Source organism: Sulfitobacter sp. AS59, from assembly GCF_038899995.1.
GTDB lineage: Bacteria > Pseudomonadota > Alphaproteobacteria > Rhodobacterales > Rhodobacteraceae > Sulfitobacter.
In genome coordinates, this window is record NZ_JBBMQK010000001.1 from 766,302 (window position 1) to 785,100 (window position 18,799).

Below are 18,799 nucleotides of genomic sequence, written 5' to 3' on the forward strand. Positions count from 1 at the left end.
TGATGGGGCTTTGGTGGGTTGCACCCACCCTACGTAGGGTGGGTGATAACCCACGCGTACCCGACCTCACCGCACACGACCCGCGTACCCGACCCACGCGTACCCGACCACCGCGTCCCCAACCTCCACGCACACACCCGTCGCGTACCCCACACACCTCCCTCACCACCGCGAAAATTCCCCTTGATCGTCCCGCGGCTTTCACCCACGGTTTGGGCATGAAACACGCGCTGATCCTTGTCCTGCTCCTTGCCTCTTGCGGGCGTCCGTTGACGGTAAATGAACGGGCATTTGCGCAGACCATCACGGGCGATACGCTGAATGTCGCGCGGGTGCGGCTGCATGACGGGGCCCCGTCCAAGGCCGTTACCATGACCCGCAAGGCCCGGCCGCGCACCACCTGCCGCGAACGCATTCTGCCGCCTGAAAAAGTGGGCGAAGTCATCACGACCAAGCCCGCCGCGATGGCCGCCTTCAACACCGTGCTTTTCGACAAGGATTGGTATCTGGACGATTATCTGCCCGATTACCCCGACCAGATCAGCCTGATCGAGGCGATGGTGTTCAGTCACGAGCTGACCCATGTGTGGCAATGGCAAAACCGCGCGATGACGGGCTATACCCCGCTGCGCGCGGCGTTTGAACATGGCGGGATGGCAGACCCCTATCTGTTTGATCTCACGGCAGAACCGCAGTTCCACGACTTTGGGTTTGAACAACAAGGGGCCATCGTCGAGGAATTCGTATGTTGCCGTGCGCTCGCCCCGCAGGCGTCGCGGACCAAGCGGTTACATGCGCTTATTTCACAGGTGATGCCGGTCGCCCCCCTGCCCCAAAGCCGCGCCTATGCGGTGCGGATGCCGTGGAACGGGGTCGAATTGCGCGGGATTTGCGACTAGCGCTGGATGCTTTCGAGATAGACCAGCAGCCCGGCCAGCACGCGCGGTGTCGGGGTCCATGCGCCGTCCAGTTCGACCGGCACCAGATCCAGCGCCATTTCCTTGCCAAAGTCGGGCATGACGCGGGTCAGGTGGTTTTCCTGCGGATCGCCATAGATATAGGCCAGCGTTTTGGTTTGCGGGAACCGGCCATCATTATTGCGCGACAGCAGGGTCAGGTCGGGCGGCGTGGTCGTCAGGTTCCCGGCCAAGGGGCCATCGCCGCGTGCGGATGTGCCATGGCAGGCGGTACAGTTATCGGCAAAAAACGCAGCCCCCTCGGGCCGTTCCGGCATGCCGGTTTCAACGCAGGCCGCAAGGGCGAGCGGGCCGAACATACACGAGATCAGGGGCAGACGCATTTTTGTTTCCTTTTATTGCTGGGACTAAACCTTGCCGTTCACCTGATGCTTTGCCATGATCTGTGTCAATTGGATAGAATAAATTGAGAGCTCCCATGGCCCACTATGCGATCATTATGCTTTTGGCCGGGGTCGGCATTCCAATTCTTGCAGGGTTGAACGCGGCCTTGGGCGCGCGTATCGGATCGCCCGCAGCGGCTGCGACGGTGCTGTTTATCGTGGCTTTCACGGCCAGCCTGATCGTGGCGCTGGTGCATAATCCGCAAGGCTTTTCCAAGATGCCCGCAGCACCCCGGCATTTGTTTCTGGCCGGGCTGCTGGTCGCGTTTTACGTGATGTCGATCACATTTATCGCGCCGCATTTTGGCGTCGGCAATGCGGTGTTCTTTGTCTTGCTCGGCCAGTTGATCAGCGCCGCGGCGATTGATCATTTCGGGCTGTTCGGGGCGCAGGTGTCGCCCTTGGGGGCTGCGCGCATGGGGGGCATTGCGCTGATATGTGCCGGTGTCTGGCTGACCCAGCAGGCATAGTTTACAACGGCACCAATTGCCCTGCATCCAGCCGTATTTGGCGGTCCATCCGCGCGGCCAGATCAAGGTTATGGGTCGCGATCACCGCAGACAGCCCCGTGCCGCGCACCAGTTCCATCAACGTCGCAAACACCTGATCCGATGTGGCCGGGTCCAGATTTCCCGTGGGTTCATCCGCCAGCAAAAGGCGCGGTTCATTGGCCAGCGCACGGCAAAACGCGACGCGCTGTTGTTCGCCGCCCGACAATTCCGCAGGCCGGTGACTGGCGCGATGGGCGATGCCCACCTGATCCAGCAAGTGCAGCGCGCGGGTTTGGGCGGCGACCTTGCTGACACCGTTGGCCAGCTGCGGCAGCACGATGTTCTCGACGGCAGAAAACTCGGGCAGCAGATGGTGGAACTGATAGATGAACCCCACATCGCGCCGCCGCACGCCCGTGCGTTTGCGGTCAGACTGGCCCGTCATATCTGTGCCCGCGATTTCAACCGTGCCACTGTCCGGCGTGTCCAGCAGCCCCGCGATATGCAGCAACGTCGATTTACCCGCACCAGATGGCGCGACCAAGGCTACGACCTCGCCCGGGGCGACGGTCAGGTCGATGCCGCGCAGCACCGATACCTCGGACGGAAGGCCCGCGTTATAGGCCTTGGAAATGCCGGACAGGCGCAACACGGGATCATTCATAGCGCAGCGCCTCGACCGGGTTCATCCGCGCGGCACGGCGTGCGGGAAAGATTGTCACGATGAACGACAGGCCCAGCGACAGGGCCACGGCAGACATCACATCGCCAAATTGCAGCTTGGCCGGCAGGAAGTATATGCCGCGCACCGATGCATCCCAAGCGGTGCCGCCCGACAGCCAGTTCACCACGCCAAAGATTTGATCGACGTACAGTGCAAACAAGCAACCAAGGATCACACCCATGGCGGTGCCGATGATGCCGGTGAACGCGCCACAGATGAAAAATACCCGCAGGATCGACCCCTCGCTTAGGCCCATGGTGCGCAAAATGCCAATGTCGCGGCCCTTGTTTTTCACCAACATGATCAGGCCTGATACGATGTTCATCGCGGCGATCAGCACAAGGATGCTCAGGATCACGAACATCACGCGGTCTTCGATATCCAGCGCATCCAGAAACGACCCAGACGCATCGCGCCATGTCCAGACCATGGCCCGTTCGCCAGCGGCGGCCATCAAGGGCTGGCTTAGGGCGTCGACGTTATCGGGGTCCTCGACCATAACTTCCAACTCGTCCGCCACCCCTTCGCGGTTAAAGAACGACTGCGCCTCGGTCAGGGGCAGATAGGCGCGGGTGCGGTCAATGTCATAGCGCCCGGCGCTAAAGATATAGACGACGTCATAGGCGTTGATCCGCGGGCTGGTCCCAAGGGCGGTTTTCACCCCGTTGGGCGAGATAATCTTGATCCGGTCGCCAAGCCCGACCCGCAGCGCCTGCGCCACGCCAGACCCGATGGCGATGCCCTGATCGAAATTCGCCAGATCGCCCTGCGCGGTTTCAGGGTTGGCGATACGCGGGCGGTTCGCCAGATTTGCGCCGTCAATGCCATAGACCTCGATCCCGGTGTTGGCCTGCCCCTTGTTGGCCATCACCTGCCCGCGCACCAGTGGTGCCACATGGGTCACACCGGGCACCTGTGCCACCCGCGCCGCCATGTCGGTGTAATCGGGTATTCCGGTCTGGCTGACACCGTTTTCATCAACCGTGGCCAAATTATACACGGTCACATGGGCATTCGCGCCCAGAATGGTGCCCACGAATTCAGCCCGAAATCCGGACCGCACGGAAAGCGTGGCAATCAGCGCGAACACCGCCAAGGTAATGCCGATCAGGCTGATCCATGTCATGACGCTCACGCCGCCTTCGGCCCGGCGGGCGCGCAGGTACCGCCATGCAATCATCCATTCAAACGGGGCAAAGGGCGCGGTGGTCTGGGCAGGTTTCGCCATCAAAGGGCTCCGGTCAGATAGGTCGCAGGCAACCTGCTGGTTTGCGCGCAACGGGTCAAGCGGTGAAGGGGCAGCGGCATTTTTGCGCCGCCGCCCCATTCATTTAGCCGGAATGTTGCCTTAGGCAATCGCGCGATAGATCGCTGCTACTTTTTCAACGGCCGCTTCCGGGGTCATCTCTTCGCTTTCGCCGGTCTTGCGCGAGGTCAGTTCGACCACGCCGTTTTTCAACCCGCGTGGGCCAACCGTGATCCGCCATGGCAAACCGATCAAATCCATCGTCGCGAATTTGCCGCCCGCACGCTCGTTACGGTCGTCGTACAGTGGCTCAAGCCCCAAGGCGGTAATGCTGTCATACAGCGCCTGACAGGCCGCATCCGCTTCTTCGTCGCCCTGTTTGAGGTTCACAATCCCCACATGGAACGGCGTCACGCCTTCGGGCCAGATGATGCCCTTGTCGTCATGGCTGGCCTCGATGATCGCGCCCAGCAGACGGCTGACGCCAATGCCGTGGCTGCCCATATGCACGGGCGTCGGCTTGCCATCGGGGCCTTGCACGGTCGCGCCCAACGGCTCTGAATATTTGGTGCCGAAATAGAAGATCTGGCCCACTTCAATGCCGCGCGCCGTGCGCTGGCGGTCGGCGGGGACTTGCGCAAACAGATCGGCATCATGCGTCTCGTCCGTGCGTGCATAACGCGAGGTGAACTCTTCCATCACCGCTTGGCACTGATCCACCGAATCAAAGTCGATCTCGCGGTCGCCGAATTTCAGATCAGTGATCTCGCTGTCATAGAACACTTCCGACTCGCCAGTGTCGGCCAGCACGAGGAATTCATGGGTATCATCGCCGCCAATGGGGCCGGAATCCGCACGCATCGGAATGGCTTGCAACCCCATCCGCTCGTAGCTGCGCAGATAGCTGACCAGATGCCGGTTATACGCATGCAGCGCGTCTTCCTTGGTCAGATCAAAGTTATAGCCGTCTTTCATCAGAAACTCGCGGCCGCGCATCACGCCGAAACGCGGGCGGATCTCGTCGCGGAACTTCCACTGGATGTGGTACAGCGTCAGCGGCAAATCCTTGTAAGACCCGACATGGCTGCGGAAAATATCCGTGATCATCTCTTCGTTGGTGGGGCCATACAGCATATCGCGGTCCTGACGGTCCTTGATGCGCAGCATCTCGGGGCCGTAGGCGTCATAGCGCCCGGATTCTTTCCACAAATCGGCTGGCTGCAAGGTCGGCATCAACATCGGAATATGCCCAGCGCGCTGCTGCTCTTCATGCACGATATTTTCAATCTTGCGCAGCACCTTAAAGCCCAACGGCAACCACGAATAAATCCCGGCCGCAGATTGCTTGATCATGCCCGCCCGCAACATCAGCCGGTGGCTGACAATTTGCGCCTCGGACGGGTTTTCCTTGAGCACGGGCAGAAAATAACGGGACAGACGCATGATGATCCTCTCAAACTGGCTTCGGCCCTGATTATGCCAAAGCAATCAGGGAAACAATCACCAACACTGCCCTGCTTCTCTGGCTCTTAAATATCCCGGGGTTTGGGGCAGCGCCCCAATCGAACATCCAATCCACGCGCCCCGCCCCTAAACCGTCAGCCCGGCACCGCCCGCTTGGCCAGTTCCAGCGCCACCCGCAATGCCTTGGCCATATCCTGAACCGATATCCACTCAAGCGGTCCGTGAATCTCCTGCATGCCGGTAAAAATATTCGGGCATGGCAAACCCATCTCGGTCAAGCGCGACCCGTCAGTCCCGCCCCGGATGGGGATCGATACCGGCTCCATCCCTGCCGCGCGCACCGCGTCATGGGCCAAGGTGACCGGCGTCATATCGTTTTCCAGCCAATAGCGCATGTTGCGGTATTGCGGCGTGATCTCGCAGGTGACCTGCGCGCGCGGCTCCGTCGCCTGTACCGTTTCACACACCTGCTGCAACAACGCGCCCTTCTGGGCCAACCCATCCCGCTCGAAATCGCGCAGGATAAACTTGATCTCCGCCTCCGATGACCCGCCCTTGATGGTCGAGGCGTGAATAAACCCCTCAACCCCGTCGGTTGTTTCCGGCGTCATCGTGACATGCGGCAGGGTCATCAAAATCTTCGCTGCCAGATGCAGCGCGTTCACCATCTTGTCCTTGGCCCAGCCCGGATGCGCCGACACACCCGTCACGGTCACCACAGCAGCGTCGGCCGAAAACGTCTCATGCTCGACCTCGCCGGGCTTTGACCCGTCAAAGGTATAGGCAAAGTCGCAGGCCATATCGGCGGGCAAACGCGCGTCTACACCGCGCCCGATTTCCTCGTCGGGGGTAAAGGCCAGCCTGATCTTGCCATGGGCCACTTCGGGGTTTTCCAACAGATGCCGCGCGGCGGTCATGATAATCGCCACGCCCGCCTTATCGTCGCCGCCCAGCAAGGTCGTACCACTTGCCGTGATAATATCGTCGCCCTGTTTCTCTGACAGAAAAGGCGAAACTTCTGGCGAGAGCTTTAATTCTGGCGCGTCGGCAAAGGTGATATCGCCGCCGTTATACCCACGGTGCACGACCGGTTTGACCCCGGTTGCATTAAATTGCGGTGCGGTGTCCACATGCGCGCACCATCCCATCACTGGCGCGCCATCCACAGTGGCGGGCACCGTGGCCAGAACCACGCCATAATCGGTCAGCTCGACATCCGCGGCCCCCATCGCCTCCAGCTCCGCTACCAGCAAACGCGACATATCCAGCTGTCTTTGCGTGCTGGGGCTGGTCGGGCTGGTCTCGTCGCTTTGGCTGTCAATCGCGGCATAGCGCACCAAACGCTGTTCAAGTTCACGGTCAAAATCACTACGCATATCGGCTCTCCTTGTTGCTGACAGTGGCAATGGCAGCCCCGCCATTGTCAAGTCGCCGCGCCCCGCGGGACGATAGATCCCGCCCTTAAATTCCAAATGGTCTTAAATCCCCGCCGGAGGCCCCACATCCGCCAAACGCGCCTATGTTTTGTGGGTCGCACACCGCTCAGCCCTTGAAAATCCGGTACCAGTGCGCAATGTCAACACGGGAACGCGTATCGGAGGTTGCCCATGGCCCTGCCTATCAGAGATCAATTGAAATACTGGGGGATTGCAGGCGCAGTCGCTCTTGTGATCCTTTGGTTCACCGGGGATATCCTGCTGCCCTTCCTGATCGGGGCCGCGATTGCGTATTTTCTGGACCCTGTTGCCGACCGCCTAGAGACTTTGGGCCTTAGCCGGGCTATGGCCACCGCAGTGATCACCTTGCTTGCGCTGTTGATCTTTGTGCTGATGGCGCTGTTGGTGGTGCCGACCTTGGTGAACCAAGCGATTAACCTGATCGAAATAGCACCCGAGTTGACCCGCAATTTCATCGACTTCCTGACCGATCGTTTCCCTACCCTGCTGGTCGAGGGTTCCACCCTGCGTACATCGATCACCGGCATTGGTGCCACGATCCAGGAACGCGGTGGCGAGCTGCTGAATACGGCGTTGGCCTCTGCCGCGTCGCTGTTGAACATTTTGCTGCTGTTCGTGATCGTGCCTGTCGTGGCGGTCTATCTGCTGCTGGACTGGGACCGCATGGTCGCGCAGATCGACAGTTTGCTGCCCCGCGACCACGCACCGGTCATTCGCCGCCTTGCCCGCGACATTGACAAGACCCTTGCCAGTTTCATTCGCGGAATGGGCACCGTCTGCCTGATCTTGGGCGCATATTACGCCATCGCGCTGATGCTGGTCGGGTTGCAATTCGGCCTTGTCGTCGGGTTCATCGCCGGGCTTGTGACGTTCATTCCTTATCTTGGCGCGGTACTGGGCGGCGTGCTGGCCATCGGTTTGGCCCTGTTCCAGTTCTGGGGCGATTGGGTGTCCATCGGTTTGGTCGCGGCGATCTTCGTGCTTGGTCAGATGCTGGAGGGGAACTTCCTCACGCCAAAACTGGTGGGAAACTCGGTCGGCCTGCACCCTGTGTGGCTGATCCTTGCCCTATCCGTATTTGGGTCGCTCTTCGGCTTTGTCGGCATGTTGGCGGCGGTACCTATTGCTGCGGCCCTTGGGGTCGTCGCGCGGTTTGCCACCGAACAGTACCGCGAAAGTGTACTGTATAAGGGCGTTGATCAAACCACCTTGGACGAACGGGCCGACTGATATGGCAAAACAGCTTGGCCTTGCGCTTCCCAGTCGCACTGCACTGGGGCGCGACGATTTCTTTGTTGCCCCGTCGAACGCGATTGCGGCGGCGATGATTGACGGCTGGCAAGGCTGGGCGGGCAACAAGCTGGCGCTGACCGGCCCCGCCGGATCAGGCAAAACCCACCTAACCCATGTATGGGCCGCCATGTCCGGTGCGCGGATCATCAGCGCCATTGATCTGCCCGATGCCGATATCCCCCAACTTGCCCAAGGCTGCGTCGCTGTCGAAGATGTGCCTGCCATCGCGGGCAATGCTGCGGCGGAAACGGCCCTGTTCCACCTTCACAATCTGGTTCTGGCCGAGGGTCACAGCCTGCTGATGACAGGCACGCCCCCCGTTGCGGGTTGGAACCTTAACTTGCCCGATCTGACAAGCCGTATGGGCGCTGCAGGCTCCGCCGCACTTGAGGCCCCCGATGACATGCTGCTGACGGCCGTGCTGGCCAAGCTTTTGGCGGATCGGCAACTAACGCCAAAGCCTGATTTAATCCCCTATCTGCTGCTGCGCATGGACCGGTCCTTTGCCGCGGCGGGTGATCTGGTCGCGGCCCTTGATGCGGCCAGCCTTGCGCAGAAAAAGCCGGTGACCCGTGCGCTCGCTGCACAAGTACTGGACAATCGCGCCTGACCCGCGCGATACTCTCACCACTTCCCTTGTCATAATTCTGTTGTAATCCAACGCCATAAGGCCGCTATGAACCAAGCTGATTTTCTAAAAGCCGCCTTCCCCGAACCCGAGACATTGCCCGATCTGGACATGTCTGGCCCGGGGCGCTTCTTTAACCGCGAGCTCAGTTGGCTGGGCTTCAATTGGCGTGTGCTGGAAGAGGCGCAGAACCCCCGTGTTCCCCTGCTGGAACGCCTGCGGTTTCTGTCGATATCCGCCAACAATCTAGATGAATTTTACACGGTCCGCGTGGCGGGTCTGCGCGAATTGGCACAGGCGGGCAATACGACCCCGGCTGCCGATGGACTTTCCCCTGCTGAACAGCTGGTGCTGATCAACGAAAACGCCCGCAAGCTGATGCTGACCCAGCAAAGCACGCTGGTTGATCTCATGGCCGAGATGGACGCGCAGAACATCATGCTCGAACGCGCCGTTGATCTGGACAAGGCCGATCTGATCCATCTTGAAGATGTGTTTTTAAACCAGGTGTTTGCGGTTCTCTCCCCCCTCGCCATCGACCCCGCTCACCCGTTCCCCTTTATCCCCAACACCGGCTACGCGCTGGCGCTGCAACTGGAACGCACGGCAGATAAACGCCCCCTACAGGCGCTGCTGCCCATCCCGGCCAAGATCGACCGCTTTGTGCCGCTGCCCGCGCCCGACGGCTGTCAGCGCTTCCTACCGCTCGAAGATTTGTTGGTGCTGAAGGTTCCGGACCTGTTCCCCGGCTACAAACTGAAAGATCACTTTGAATTTCGGGTTCTGCGCGACAGCGATCTCGAGGTCGAAGACGAAGCCGAAGATCTGGTGCGCGAATTCGAGGTTGCACTGAAACGCCGCCGCCGCGGCGAGGTCGTGCGCCTGACCCATTCCGCCGGCGCGCCCGAAAAGCTGAAAAACGTGGTCATGGCCGAACTGGGCGTGCGCCCCCAAGACGTTATTGAAATCGACGGGATGATCGGGGTCGGTGATCTGTCCGAACTGGTCATCGACAGCCGCCCCGATCTGCTGTGGCCGCAATTCACACCCCGCGTTCCGGAACGGGTCACCGACCATGATGGCGACATGTTTGCCGCAATTCGGTCCAAAGATATGTTGCTGCACCACCCCTACGAGACGTTCGATATGGTGGTGCGTTTCCTGACCCAAGCCGCGCGCGATCCCAATGTGGTGGCGATCAAACAAACACTCTACCGCACCTCGCGCGACAGCCCCATCGTCGAAGCGCTGTGCGAAGCCGCCGAGGATGGCAAATCCGTTACCGCACTGGTCGAGCTGAAGGCCCGCTTTGACGAGGCCGCGAACATCCGCCAGTCCCGCAGGCTTGAACGGGCCGGTGCCCATGTAGTGTACGGTTTTATCGACCTGAAAACACATGCGAAAATTTCAACAGTGGTACGCCGCGAGGGCGATCAACTGGTCACCTACACCCACTACGGCACGGGCAATTACCACCCGATCACCGCGCGCATCTATACCGATCTGTCGCTGTTCACCTGCGATCAGAAACTGGGCCGTGACGCGACCAAAGTGTTCAACTACCTGTCCGGCTATGCCCAACCCGAAACCTTGGATAATCTCGCGATCTCGCCGCTCACCCTAAAAACCCGCCTGCTCGACATGATCGCAGCCGAGGCGAAACACGCCGCCGCTGGCAAGCCGGCCGAGATTTGGGCCAAAATGAACTCCATCGTCGATGCCGATGTGATCGACGCGCTTTACGCGGCCTCTCAGGCTGGCGTTAAAATCAGCCTCGTCGTGCGCGGCATTTGCAGCCTGCGCCCCGGCATCAAAGGTCTGTCCGAAAACATCCGCGTCAAATCCATCGTCGGGCGGTTTTTGGAACATTCGCGCATCGTGTGCTTTGGCAATGGCCACGGCCTACCTCATAAAAAGGCGCGGGTTTTCATGTCCTCCGCCGACTGGATGGGCCGCAACCTGACCCGCCGCGTCGAAACCCTCGTGGAAATCGAAAACCCCACCGTCAAGGCACAGATCACCAGCCAGATCATGGCGGCAAACCTCGCCGACGTGGCGCAAAGCTGGGTGATGTCGGCCGATGGCAGCTTTGTCCGCCCCCCCTTGAAAGAAGGCGTATTCGCCTTCAACTGCCACCGCTTCTTCATGGAAAACCCGTCGCTTTCGGGCCGTGGCAGCGCCGGTGCCTCGGACGTGCCCAAGCTAACCCATACCGAAGACTGACCTGATTTTCATTTTGCCAAATAAACTCTCGCCGAAGGCGCAGGTCTCCTCCCCGATCCCGCCTGCGGCCACATGGGGCTCACGCCTCCCCCACGCCCCAAAATGTCACGAGGGCCCTTGGCCCTCTCCTTTTTACAACAGTCCGCAGACCGTTAACGATTGACCTTCCCCCCACAACTGGGCCAATTTGGACATGAACCAAAGCCCCCGCAGGAGCATTTGTGGCAGATACGCTAGACACCAATCCGCCCACCCCTGTCCCTGAAACCGGCGTGGCCGATCTGGGGCTTTTCGGAAAACCGCTGTTTCTAGACCCCTCGGCCCGCGCATTGGCCAAGGTCGGCGTTGTCGATGTCGGGTCGAACTCGGTCCGGCTGGTGGTATTTGATGGGGCCGCCCGGTCGCCCGCTTATTTCTACAACGAAAAAATCATGTGCGCCTTGGGCGCTGGCATGGCTGAAACCGGCCATCTATCGCCCCAAGGGCGCGCACGCGCTTTATCCGCGATGAAGCGGTTCAGAAAGCTCGCCGATGGCATGCAGCTGGCCGAACTGACGGTGGTGGCGACGGCCGCGGTGCGCGATGCCTCCGACGGCCGCGCATTTTGTGACGAGGTCGAGCGTGAAACCGGCCTGAAAATCTGGGTCATCGACGGCGAGGAAGAAGCCCGACTTTCGGCGCAGGGTGTGCTGTTGGGCTGGCCGGGGGCGTATGGTCTGGTCTGCGACATCGGCGGCTCGTCGATGGAGCTTGCTGAGATTTCCGCCGGACGCGTGGGCAAGCGGGTCACCTCGGCGCTTGGGCCGCTCAAGCTGCGTGATATCAAGGGCGGGGCCAAGGCACGGCAGGAACATATCAAAGAAGTCATGCAAGGCTTGGCCGACAAAATGGGCGCGCAGCGCGACCGTCTGTTTCTGGTCGGTGGATCGTGGCGCGCCATTGCCCGCATCGATATGGTCCGGCGCGGCTATCCGCTGCATGTGCTGCACGAATACCGTATGACGGCCAAATCCGTGCGTGAGACCGTGAAACACATCAAAAATGCCAACCTAGAAGAGCTGCGCCAAATCAGTGGCGTGTCCTCAAGCCGGATGGCTCTGGTGCCCTTTGCCGCCGAGGTTCTGTCGCGCTTGGTCAAGACCTTCAAGCCCAAGGACATCGCCATTTCCAGCTATGGCATCCGCGAGGGGATGCTTTACGAACAGATGCCGCAACGTCTGCGCGACCGCGATCCGCTGATCGAGGCCTGCCGTTTTGCCGAAGCCAAAGACGCGCGCATGCCCGGTTTTGGCAAGGTGCTTTATGATTTCATTTCACCGCTTTACAAATCTGCACCCCCACAGCGCAAACGCCTGATCAAGGCGGCTTGCCTGCTGCATGACGTCAGCTGGCGCGCGCATCCCGATTACCGCGCCGAGGTGTGTTTCGACAACGCCACCCGCGCCAATCTGGGTGGGCTCAAACATTCCGAGCGGATATTCTTGGGCCTTGCCCTGCTGCACCGCTATTCCAACAAGCGTGAAAACACCCGCTTTGAAGACCTTTATGAAATGGTCGATGAAAAGACCCGGATCGAGGCCGAGATTCTGGGCAAGGCCATGCGCTTTGGTGCGATGTTGTGGATGAACAAGGACGAAGACCGCGGCACATTGCGGTGGTATCCCAAGAAGAAACAGCTTGAGCTGTGGCTAACCAATGACATGCTGCCGCTGTTTGGAGAGGTCGCCGAAGCGCGCTTGAACTCGCTTGCTGCCTCCCTCGGGGCCGAGGTGCAGCTCAAGACCGCTAAATCCTAAACCTCGCGCTGCAGCCCCCGTGCTCCCTACGCATGGTGCTTGGGTCGTGGTTCAGTCGTCAAACTCGATCGTCACCGGAAAATGGTCAGACGCGGTGATCAGCGCGTCACGCAATGCCGTGTCTGCCCAGCAATCAGGGTCATCCAGCGGATGCCAAATGCGCCAGCTTGCATTGCGCTGCATAAACGAAGGGCTGACCATGATGTAATCCAGCAGCGCCTGCAAATACCGTTTCTCTGGCGCGATCCAAAACCGCGATGTCGTGGGGGTTGCACCGATGCGTTGGGCCAATGCGCGCTCCGCATGCGGTTCAATCAACGCATATGCGCCGCGATGCCCCATCACGATCTCGACCGAGGAACGCCCGAACAGATCCTCGAATGAATCGAGGCCCGGACCATCGTTTAAGTCCCCCAGCACCATCATCGTATCGCCGGTCTCAAGATGGGTCTCGATCCGCCGGCGCAACCATATCGCCTGTGCCAATTGTTTGCGGCGGTTAGCGATCCCCAAACGCAGCACGTCTTGGGGTGTCTTTGCGCCGTGCGGTGCTTTTGATTTCAGATGCGCACCGATCATCCGGAACGCGAACCCTGTATTGGTCTGAACGCTCAGCTCCAGCGGGGGCTTCGAGAAGACGACCTGATCTTCCTTGGCATCAATATCCAGATCAATCCGCAAGACACCGTCAAAGCGCGGCGCGCCTGTTGCGCCCTCCGGCCCTGTCGCCTCGCCACCCGGAGCATGGGTGACCGTCAGCTTGCTTGGGTCATAGAGCAGCGCAATTTCCTGTTGCGTGTCATTGGAAAACCCCATGATCGCGTCTGTTGTACGCAGACCGAAATGCGCGGCAAAGTTTTGCAATGCCGCGACGGTTGCGTGATTGCGGCTGCTATCCGGCGCCTCGATGATCATCACCGCATCCGCATCCAGCGCGCGAAACACGCGGCCCAACGCCTGGGTTTGCTCGGCGCGGGTCACATTATGCCGTGCCGACCACGCGCCATCGTCAAACAGTTGATCTTTCTCGTCAAACAGCCCGGTGAACCATTCGACATTATAGGTCGCAATACGCATTACCGCGCCTTGCCTGACCAGGTTTCCCACGCGCGGTTGATGTCGATCAGCCGTTTTTCCGCCATCGAAATCGCCTCTGGCGGAAGCCCCCGTGCCACCAAAGCATCAGGGTGGTTGTCACGCACCAACTGCCGCCACGCAGCTTTGCCTTCTTCCAACGACGCATTGGGCGATATCCCCAAAACCGTATGGGGCAGCGGCGATGTATCTGGCACAAACCGTGCGCGCAGCGACGCAAAATCGCTTTCGTTCATAGCAAAAATCTCGGCAACGCGGGTCAGAAACGCATCCTCGTTCGGGTGATATGTGCCATCGGCCATTGCGATGTGAAACAACCCTTCAATCAGGTCGCGCAGCATCTCGGGCTGGTCCGCAAACATGCTGGCAATGCGGCTTGCGTAATCCTCAAACCCGGTCACATCCTGCCGCGCCAGGTTGAATACCCGCGCCGCACCCTGTTGATCGGCCTCGGCAATTTGGAAAACTTCGCGAAATGCTGTGACCTCGTCGCGGGTGACCTGCCCGTCCGCCTTGGCCATCTTTGCACCAAGGGCGATCACCGCGATGGTAAAGGCGACCGACCGCTCTGGCGGGCTGCGCAAACGGTCAAAAACCGTCGACAGCCCCTCCCCTGCGGTAAGCGCTGACAAAGCTTCGGTGATGCGTGACCAAATCGACATGGCCCCACCCTACTGCGCCGCAGCAAGGAAGTCAGGGGGCGGTCAGCATTTTCTGCATCAAAACCAAATCAAGCCATTGCCCGTCTTTACGCGCGATTTCCGGCATCCGGCCAACCTGTTGAAATCCCATGGCTGCATGAAAGGCCACGCCGCCGGTATTGGCCGAACTGATGCCCGCAACCATGATGTGCCGGCCTTGCTGCGCTGCAGATAAACAGGCCTGATCCATCAGGGCGCGGCCCACACCCTGCCCGCGCACGCCATCGCCCAGCACGATGCTATGCTCAACACTCGTGCGGTACCCCGGCCCGCTTCGAAACTGCGCGTAGGTGACAAAACCAACGATCCGGTCCGTCTGCGCAACCCAAACGGCCCCGGGACGGTCAGCGATCATGGCAACGATCCCGGCTTGGGTCTTTTGTTCAGTGGTAAAGGTGAACAAGGTATCGCGGATCATGTCGTTCCAGATCGCGGCAATCTCGGCCGCGTCTTGCGTCCCTGCAGCCCGAATGATCACGTCAACACGGCCTTGCGACCCGCGATATCGAATGCGGCCGTCAGCCCTGGATCACCCGTTGCAAATAAAACCCGATTGTCGCGCAACAAGGGCGCGAGCAGGTCAGCCAATACCAAGGCATCAGGATGCTGCACCTCTAACGTCTCCAAACGGCCGCCCCCCGATCCAAGCCGCGGCGCGGGATGCGCATCGCCCTGCCATTCAATCAACGCAGGGGCGCAGTTATCAAAGGGTAGGATACCAGACTGCGGCACCGCCATGCGCCAGCGTAAATCACCGCGTTGCAACTGAACCGGCGCGCCGAACCCCGCCGGCAGCGCCCGCAAGGTCGCATCCAGATCATCGCAGCGGCAAATCCAGTTGGTCAGCCGCGCAAGCCCGCTGAACCGGTCCAGATCAAACCACCGCGCCCGGTCCGGATCGGGTGCCGCTGGGTTCACCGCAATCGCCTCAAGATACAGCCCGTCTTCCAGCCCCAACAACTGGTTATGGGTATGAAACACCGCGTGCTCCCCACCCGGCTGCATGGCGACGCCCAAGCTTTCTTGAACATAAGCAACCGCCGCAGAGAGGCTCTCGCCCGCGATTGCAATGTGATCCAACTCCATCATCTTCTCATTTTCCAAATGGGTCTAAATCCTCGGGGGAGTTTGAGGGGGCAGACAGCCCCCTCATTCTTTAACGTAATGGAGTTTGAGGGGGCAGACAGCCCCCTCATTCTTTAAAGGTTGGCTTAACACCGCGCCTCGCGGATCAACTTCAAAATATCCTGCGCCGCGTTGGGGATGTTTGTGCCCGGCCCGAATATCGCTTTGACGCCCGCGTCATACAAGAATTTATAATCCTGCTGCGGGATCACGCCGCCGCAGATGACCAAGATATCCTCGGCCCCCGCGTCCTTCAGCGCCTTGATCAATTGCGGCGCTAGGGTCTTGTGGCCCGCCGCCTGCGACGAGATGCCAATGACATGCACGTCGTTGTCGACGGCGTCTTGGGCGGCCTCGGCAGGGGTCTGGAACAAGGGGCCTACGTCCACGTCAAACCCGATATCGGCAAAGGCGGTCGCGATAACCTTGGCACCACGGTCATGCCCGTCTTGGCCCATTTTTACGACCAACATGCGCGGGCGGCGGCCCTCGGCCTCGGCAAAGTCTTCGACGGATTTCTGAATTTCGGCAAAGCCGCTATCGCCCTCATAGGCGGCACCATAGACGCCAGCCAATGTTTTCACCTCGGCGCGGTGGCGGCCGAATTCGCTTTCCATAGCCATGCTAATTTCTCCAACTGTGGCGCGGGCGCGGGCCGCTTCGACGGCCCCCTCGAGCAGGTTGCCGCCCTCTTTTGCGCGGCGGGTCAATTCCGTCAGCGCGGCTGTGCAGGCGGCCTCGTCCCGGTTTGCGCGCAGCGTTTCAAGGCGCTTGATCTGACTGTCGCGCACCGCGACGTTATCGACGTCCAAGATATCAATCGCGTCTTCAGTCTCGCGGCGGTATTTATTGACGCCGACGATCACATCGGTGCCCCGGTCGATCTTGGCCTGCCGGGTGGCGGCTGCTTCTTCGATGCGCAGTTTCGGCATGCCCGATGCCACGGCCTTGGTCATCCCGCCCAGCTCTTCAACCTCTTCGATCAGCTTCCAAGCTGCCTCGGCCAGATCGCTGGTCAGTTTTTCCACGTAATAGCTGCCAGCCAGTGGATCGACCACATTGGTCACGCCAGTTTCTTCTTGCAGGATCAACTGGGTGTTGCGTGCAATGCGTGACGAGAATTCGGTCGGCAAGGCAATCGCTTCGTCCAGCGCGTTGGTGTGCAGCGATTGGGTGCCGCCCAACACTGCCGACATCGCCTCGTAGGCGGTGCGGATCACGTTGTTATAGGGGTCTTGTTCCTGCAACGACACGCCCGATGTCTGGCAATGGGTGCGCAGCATGGCGGATTTGGGGTTTTGCGGTTTGAATTCATCCATGATCCGCGACCATAGCAGACGGGCGGCGCGCAGCTTAGCGGCCTCCATGAAGAAGTTCATACCGATGCAAAAGAAAAAGCTGAGACGCGGCGCGAATTTATCGACGTCCATACCAGCGGCAATGGCGGTGCGCACGTATTCCCGACCATCGGCCAAGGTGAACGCCAGTTCTTGCACCAGGTTCGCACCGGCCTCTTGCATGTGATAGCCCGAGATCGAGATCGAGTTGAATTTCGGCATGTGGTCAGAGGTATATTCGATGATGTCGCCGATGATCTTCATCGAGGGTTCTGGCGGATAGATATAGGTGTTGCGCACCATAAACTCTTTCAGAATATCATTCTGAATGGTGCCGGAAAGGACCGATTTATCGTGCCCCTGCTCTTCGCCCGCGACGATGAAACTGGCCAAAATCGGGATCACCGCGCCGTTCATGGTCATCGACACCGATACCTTGTCGAGCGGGATACCATCGAACAGGATTTTCATATCCTCGACACTGTCGATGGCCACGCCGGCCTTGCCAACGTCGCCCTCAACACGGGGGTGGTCGCTGTCATAACCACGGTGAGTGGCCAGATCGAAGGCCACGGAAACGCCCTGCTGGCCGGCGGCCAAGGCGCGGCGATAAAAGGCGTTGGATTCCTCGGCCGTGGAAAAGCCCGCATATTGGCGGATCGTCCACGGGCGGCCTGCGTACATCGTCGCCTTCACACCACGGGTAAAGGGGGCCTGCCCGGGGATGCCATCCATGTGGTCCAGACCGGCGGTATCCTCGGCGGTGTACAGCGGTTTGACGTCGATGCCTTCCAGCGTGTGCCAGGTGAGATCGTCAACGGGGCGTCCGCGCAACTCGGCCTCAGCCAGATTGCGCCAGATATCTTTGTCGGCTGTCATGGGGATGTCCTTTTTTAGGGTTGCCCGACGGCTGGCTTGTGCCTGCTCTTTCTCGGACGCTATTTTCTGTCAGTTGGGCCAGACCATCCGCCCCGGCAGTCAGCCAGAACAGATCATCGGAATAGGTTTCACGCAAAGCGGCTGCTTGCGCATCGTTAAACGGGTTCCAGCGGCCCGTTTCGTCGGGCAGCAGATCTGGGTCTTGACCGCGCTCGGCCAGCATGGCGCGCAGCGCGGGCAGATCAGGCGCGCGGTTCAGCCAGTGATGATCGCGGTCAACGGGGGCCGCGACGCCCGTCGCTTCGGCCAGCAAGGCATCCGGGCGGCCCGCGTATTCCTCGAATGTGGCGACTTTGATTTCCGCGTTAGGTACGGCGCAGGCCAGATCGGTAATCACATCACGCCAACTGCGCTGTGACGCCGCGATTTTGTCCAGCTTTGACGGGCTTGGCACCCCGTGACCGCGCGAAATTGCGTAAGCCGCCGCCGATGACCACCATGTTTCAGGCGACCGGATGTTAAGTATAATTCGCGTAATGTTGCCATCGAAAGCGGCGCAGTACCGCGCCATCCGGTCACCCGCAGCGGGGAACAGCACCCCTGTGCGCACGCAATGGCGCGACGATCCGATCATGTTTTCCTCGGACACCAGCAAACGCGCGACCCCGTTTTCGCGGGCGCGGGCCAGTTGCAACGCGACACGGCCCTTTACCCGTTCAGGTGACCGGCCTTGCATCTTGGGGCCGGGAAAAATCCCTGAAAACAGCCCCTTGCGGGTGCGCAATGGCCCCCAAATACCTGTTTTGGATGCGGCAATCGCATCAGAATTGTCCCGCAGATACCGTTGAAAGCTGGTCGTCGCCGTTCTGTGCGCGCCCACATGCAAAATAATATCCATCAGCTTTTCGCCCAATCGTAACAAGGGAACCGCCCCAACCGATCCATTCAGGGAAACCACCCCATTCATGTCCGATGACCTG

17 protein-coding genes are annotated in these 18,799 nt (G+C 60.1%); 6 read left to right on the plus strand and 11 right to left on the minus strand.

Annotation, left to right across the window (positions count from 1 at the left end):
- Positions 1 to 218: 218 nt before the first annotated feature.
- Positions 219 to 899 (plus strand): hypothetical protein, encoded by a 681-nt coding sequence (locus WNY39_RS03845; RefSeq protein WP_342844183.1) that lies wholly within the window; start codon positions 219 to 221, stop codon positions 897 to 899.
- Here the strand turns inward: WNY39_RS03845 and WNY39_RS03850 are convergent.
- Positions 896 to 1,300, minus strand: a complete 405-nt coding sequence (locus tag WNY39_RS03850) for a cytochrome c (protein ID WP_245764144.1) — start codon at positions 1,298 to 1,300, stop codon at positions 896 to 898. The genes WNY39_RS03845 and WNY39_RS03850 overlap by 4 nt on opposite strands.
- Positions 1,301 to 1,395: 95 nt before the next feature.
- On the opposite strand from WNY39_RS03850, the gene WNY39_RS03855 reads away from it, so the two are divergent.
- Entirely contained in the window at positions 1,396 to 1,830 is a 435-nt protein-coding gene (locus WNY39_RS03855; RefSeq protein WP_342844185.1) for a DMT family transporter, read from the plus strand.
- A 1-nt stretch (position 1,831) separates the two neighbouring features.
- Here the strand turns inward: WNY39_RS03855 and WNY39_RS03860 are convergent, their stop codons facing one another.
- From WNY39_RS03860 to pepT, 4 genes are all read right to left on the minus strand, one after another.
- Complete coding sequence (locus WNY39_RS03860; RefSeq protein ID WP_342844187.1) at positions 1,832 to 2,515, minus strand: ABC transporter ATP-binding protein; 684 nt, start codon at positions 2,513 to 2,515, stop codon at positions 1,832 to 1,834.
- Positions 2,508 to 3,755 carry a lipoprotein-releasing ABC transporter permease subunit gene (locus tag WNY39_RS03865; RefSeq protein ID WP_342844365.1) on the minus strand — a complete coding sequence of 416 codons (1,248 nt, stop codon included), beginning with the start codon at positions 3,753 to 3,755 and terminating at the stop codon, positions 2,508 to 2,510. Before WNY39_RS03865 ends, WNY39_RS03860 begins: the two co-directional genes overlap by 8 nt.
- 168 nt (positions 3,756 to 3,923) lie before the next feature.
- Positions 3,924 to 5,264 (minus strand): proline--tRNA ligase, encoded by a 1,341-nt coding sequence (proS, locus tag WNY39_RS03870; protein ID WP_342844189.1) that lies wholly within the window; start codon positions 5,262 to 5,264, stop codon positions 3,924 to 3,926.
- A gap of 155 nt (positions 5,265 to 5,419) precedes the next feature.
- On the minus strand, positions 5,420 to 6,661 hold the full coding sequence (pepT, locus tag WNY39_RS03875; protein WP_342844190.1) for a peptidase T: 1,242 nt from the start codon (positions 6,659 to 6,661) through the stop codon (positions 5,420 to 5,422).
- A 231-nt stretch (positions 6,662 to 6,892) separates the two neighbouring features.
- Here pepT and WNY39_RS03880 point away from each other — a divergent pair, with 231 nt between their 5' ends.
- From WNY39_RS03880 to ppx, 4 genes are all read left to right on the plus strand, one after another.
- Positions 6,893 to 7,972, plus strand: a complete 1,080-nt coding sequence (locus WNY39_RS03880; protein ID WP_342844191.1) for an AI-2E family transporter — start codon at positions 6,893 to 6,895, stop codon at positions 7,970 to 7,972.
- 1 nt (position 7,973) lies between these two features.
- Complete coding sequence (locus WNY39_RS03885; RefSeq protein ID WP_342844192.1) at positions 7,974 to 8,645, plus strand: chromosomal replication initiator DnaA; 672 nt, start codon at positions 7,974 to 7,976, stop codon at positions 8,643 to 8,645.
- A 66-nt stretch (positions 8,646 to 8,711) separates the two neighbouring features.
- On the plus strand, positions 8,712 to 10,886 hold the full coding sequence (locus WNY39_RS03890) for an RNA degradosome polyphosphate kinase (protein WP_342844194.1): 2,175 nt from the start codon (positions 8,712 to 8,714) through the stop codon (positions 10,884 to 10,886).
- 221 nt (positions 10,887 to 11,107) lie between these two features.
- A complete protein-coding gene (gene ppx / locus WNY39_RS03895; protein ID WP_342844196.1) occupies positions 11,108 to 12,682 on the plus strand; it encodes an exopolyphosphatase in 1,575 nt (524 codons plus the stop codon).
- A 51-nt stretch (positions 12,683 to 12,733) separates the two neighbouring features.
- On the opposite strand, the gene WNY39_RS03900 is transcribed toward ppx, so the two are convergent.
- From WNY39_RS03900 to WNY39_RS03925, 6 genes are all read right to left on the minus strand, one after another.
- A complete protein-coding gene (locus WNY39_RS03900) occupies positions 12,734 to 13,759 on the minus strand; it encodes an endonuclease/exonuclease/phosphatase family protein (protein ID WP_342844198.1) in 1,026 nt (341 codons plus the stop codon).
- Entirely contained in the window at positions 13,759 to 14,439 is a 681-nt protein-coding gene (locus WNY39_RS03905) for a molecular chaperone DjiA (protein ID WP_342844200.1), read from the minus strand. Before WNY39_RS03905 ends, WNY39_RS03900 begins: the two co-directional genes overlap by 1 nt.
- 31 nt (positions 14,440 to 14,470) lie before the next feature.
- Positions 14,471 to 14,956 carry an N-acetyltransferase family protein gene (locus tag WNY39_RS03910; protein ID WP_342844202.1) on the minus strand — a complete coding sequence of 162 codons (486 nt, stop codon included), beginning with the start codon at positions 14,954 to 14,956 and terminating at the stop codon, positions 14,471 to 14,473.
- Complete coding sequence (locus WNY39_RS03915) at positions 14,953 to 15,567, minus strand: VOC family protein (RefSeq protein WP_342844366.1); 615 nt, start codon at positions 15,565 to 15,567, stop codon at positions 14,953 to 14,955. Before WNY39_RS03915 ends, WNY39_RS03910 begins: the two co-directional genes overlap by 4 nt.
- A 122-nt stretch (positions 15,568 to 15,689) precedes the next feature.
- Positions 15,690 to 17,819 carry a methylmalonyl-CoA mutase gene (gene scpA / locus WNY39_RS03920; RefSeq protein ID WP_342844204.1) on the minus strand — a complete coding sequence of 710 codons (2,130 nt, stop codon included), beginning with the start codon at positions 17,817 to 17,819 and terminating at the stop codon, positions 15,690 to 15,692.
- On the minus strand, positions 17,782 to 18,786 hold the full coding sequence (locus tag WNY39_RS03925) for a hypothetical protein (protein WP_342844206.1): 1,005 nt from the start codon (positions 18,784 to 18,786) through the stop codon (positions 17,782 to 17,784). The genes scpA and WNY39_RS03925 overlap by 38 nt, the downstream gene beginning before the upstream one ends.
- Positions 18,787 to 18,799: the final 13 nt, after the last annotated feature.

Bases quoted from the DNA above. Each gene is read 5' to 3' on its own strand.
- WNY39_RS03845 (WP_342844183.1), top strand. From the start codon at position 219: ATGAAACACGCGCTGATCCTTGTCCTGCTCCTTGCCTCTTGCGGGCGT.
- WNY39_RS03850 (WP_245764144.1), bottom strand. From the start codon at position 1,300: ATGCGTCTGCCCCTGATCTCGTGTATGTTCGGCCCGCTCGCCCTTGCG.
- WNY39_RS03855 (WP_342844185.1), top strand. From the start codon at position 1,396: ATGGCCCACTATGCGATCATTATGCTTTTGGCCGGGGTCGGCATTCCA.
- WNY39_RS03860 (WP_342844187.1), bottom strand. From the start codon at position 2,515: ATGAATGATCCCGTGTTGCGCCTGTCCGGCATTTCCAAGGCCTATAAC.
- WNY39_RS03865 (WP_342844365.1), bottom strand. From the start codon at position 3,755: ATGATTGCATGGCGGTACCTGCGCGCCCGCCGGGCCGAAGGCGGCGTG.
- proS (WP_342844189.1), bottom strand. From the start codon at position 5,264: ATGCGTCTGTCCCGTTATTTTCTGCCCGTGCTCAAGGAAAACCCGTCC.
- pepT (WP_342844190.1), bottom strand. From the start codon at position 6,661: ATGCGTAGTGATTTTGACCGTGAACTTGAACAGCGTTTGGTGCGCTAT.
- WNY39_RS03880 (WP_342844191.1), top strand. From the start codon at position 6,893: ATGGCCCTGCCTATCAGAGATCAATTGAAATACTGGGGGATTGCAGGC.
- WNY39_RS03885 (WP_342844192.1), top strand. From the start codon at position 7,974: ATGGCAAAACAGCTTGGCCTTGCGCTTCCCAGTCGCACTGCACTGGGG.
- WNY39_RS03890 (WP_342844194.1), top strand. From the start codon at position 8,712: ATGAACCAAGCTGATTTTCTAAAAGCCGCCTTCCCCGAACCCGAGACA.
- WNY39_RS03900 (WP_342844198.1), bottom strand. From the start codon at position 13,759: ATGCGTATTGCGACCTATAATGTCGAATGGTTCACCGGGCTGTTTGAC.
- WNY39_RS03905 (WP_342844200.1), bottom strand. From the start codon at position 14,439: ATGTCGATTTGGTCACGCATCACCGAAGCTTTGTCAGCGCTTACCGCA.
- WNY39_RS03915 (WP_342844366.1), bottom strand. From the start codon at position 15,567: ATGATGGAGTTGGATCACATTGCAATCGCGGGCGAGAGCCTCTCTGCG.
- scpA (WP_342844204.1), bottom strand. From the start codon at position 17,819: ATGACAGCCGACAAAGATATCTGGCGCAATCTGGCTGAGGCCGAGTTG.
- WNY39_RS03925 (WP_342844206.1), bottom strand. From the start codon at position 18,786: ATGAATGGGGTGGTTTCCCTGAATGGATCGGTTGGGGCGGTTCCCTTG.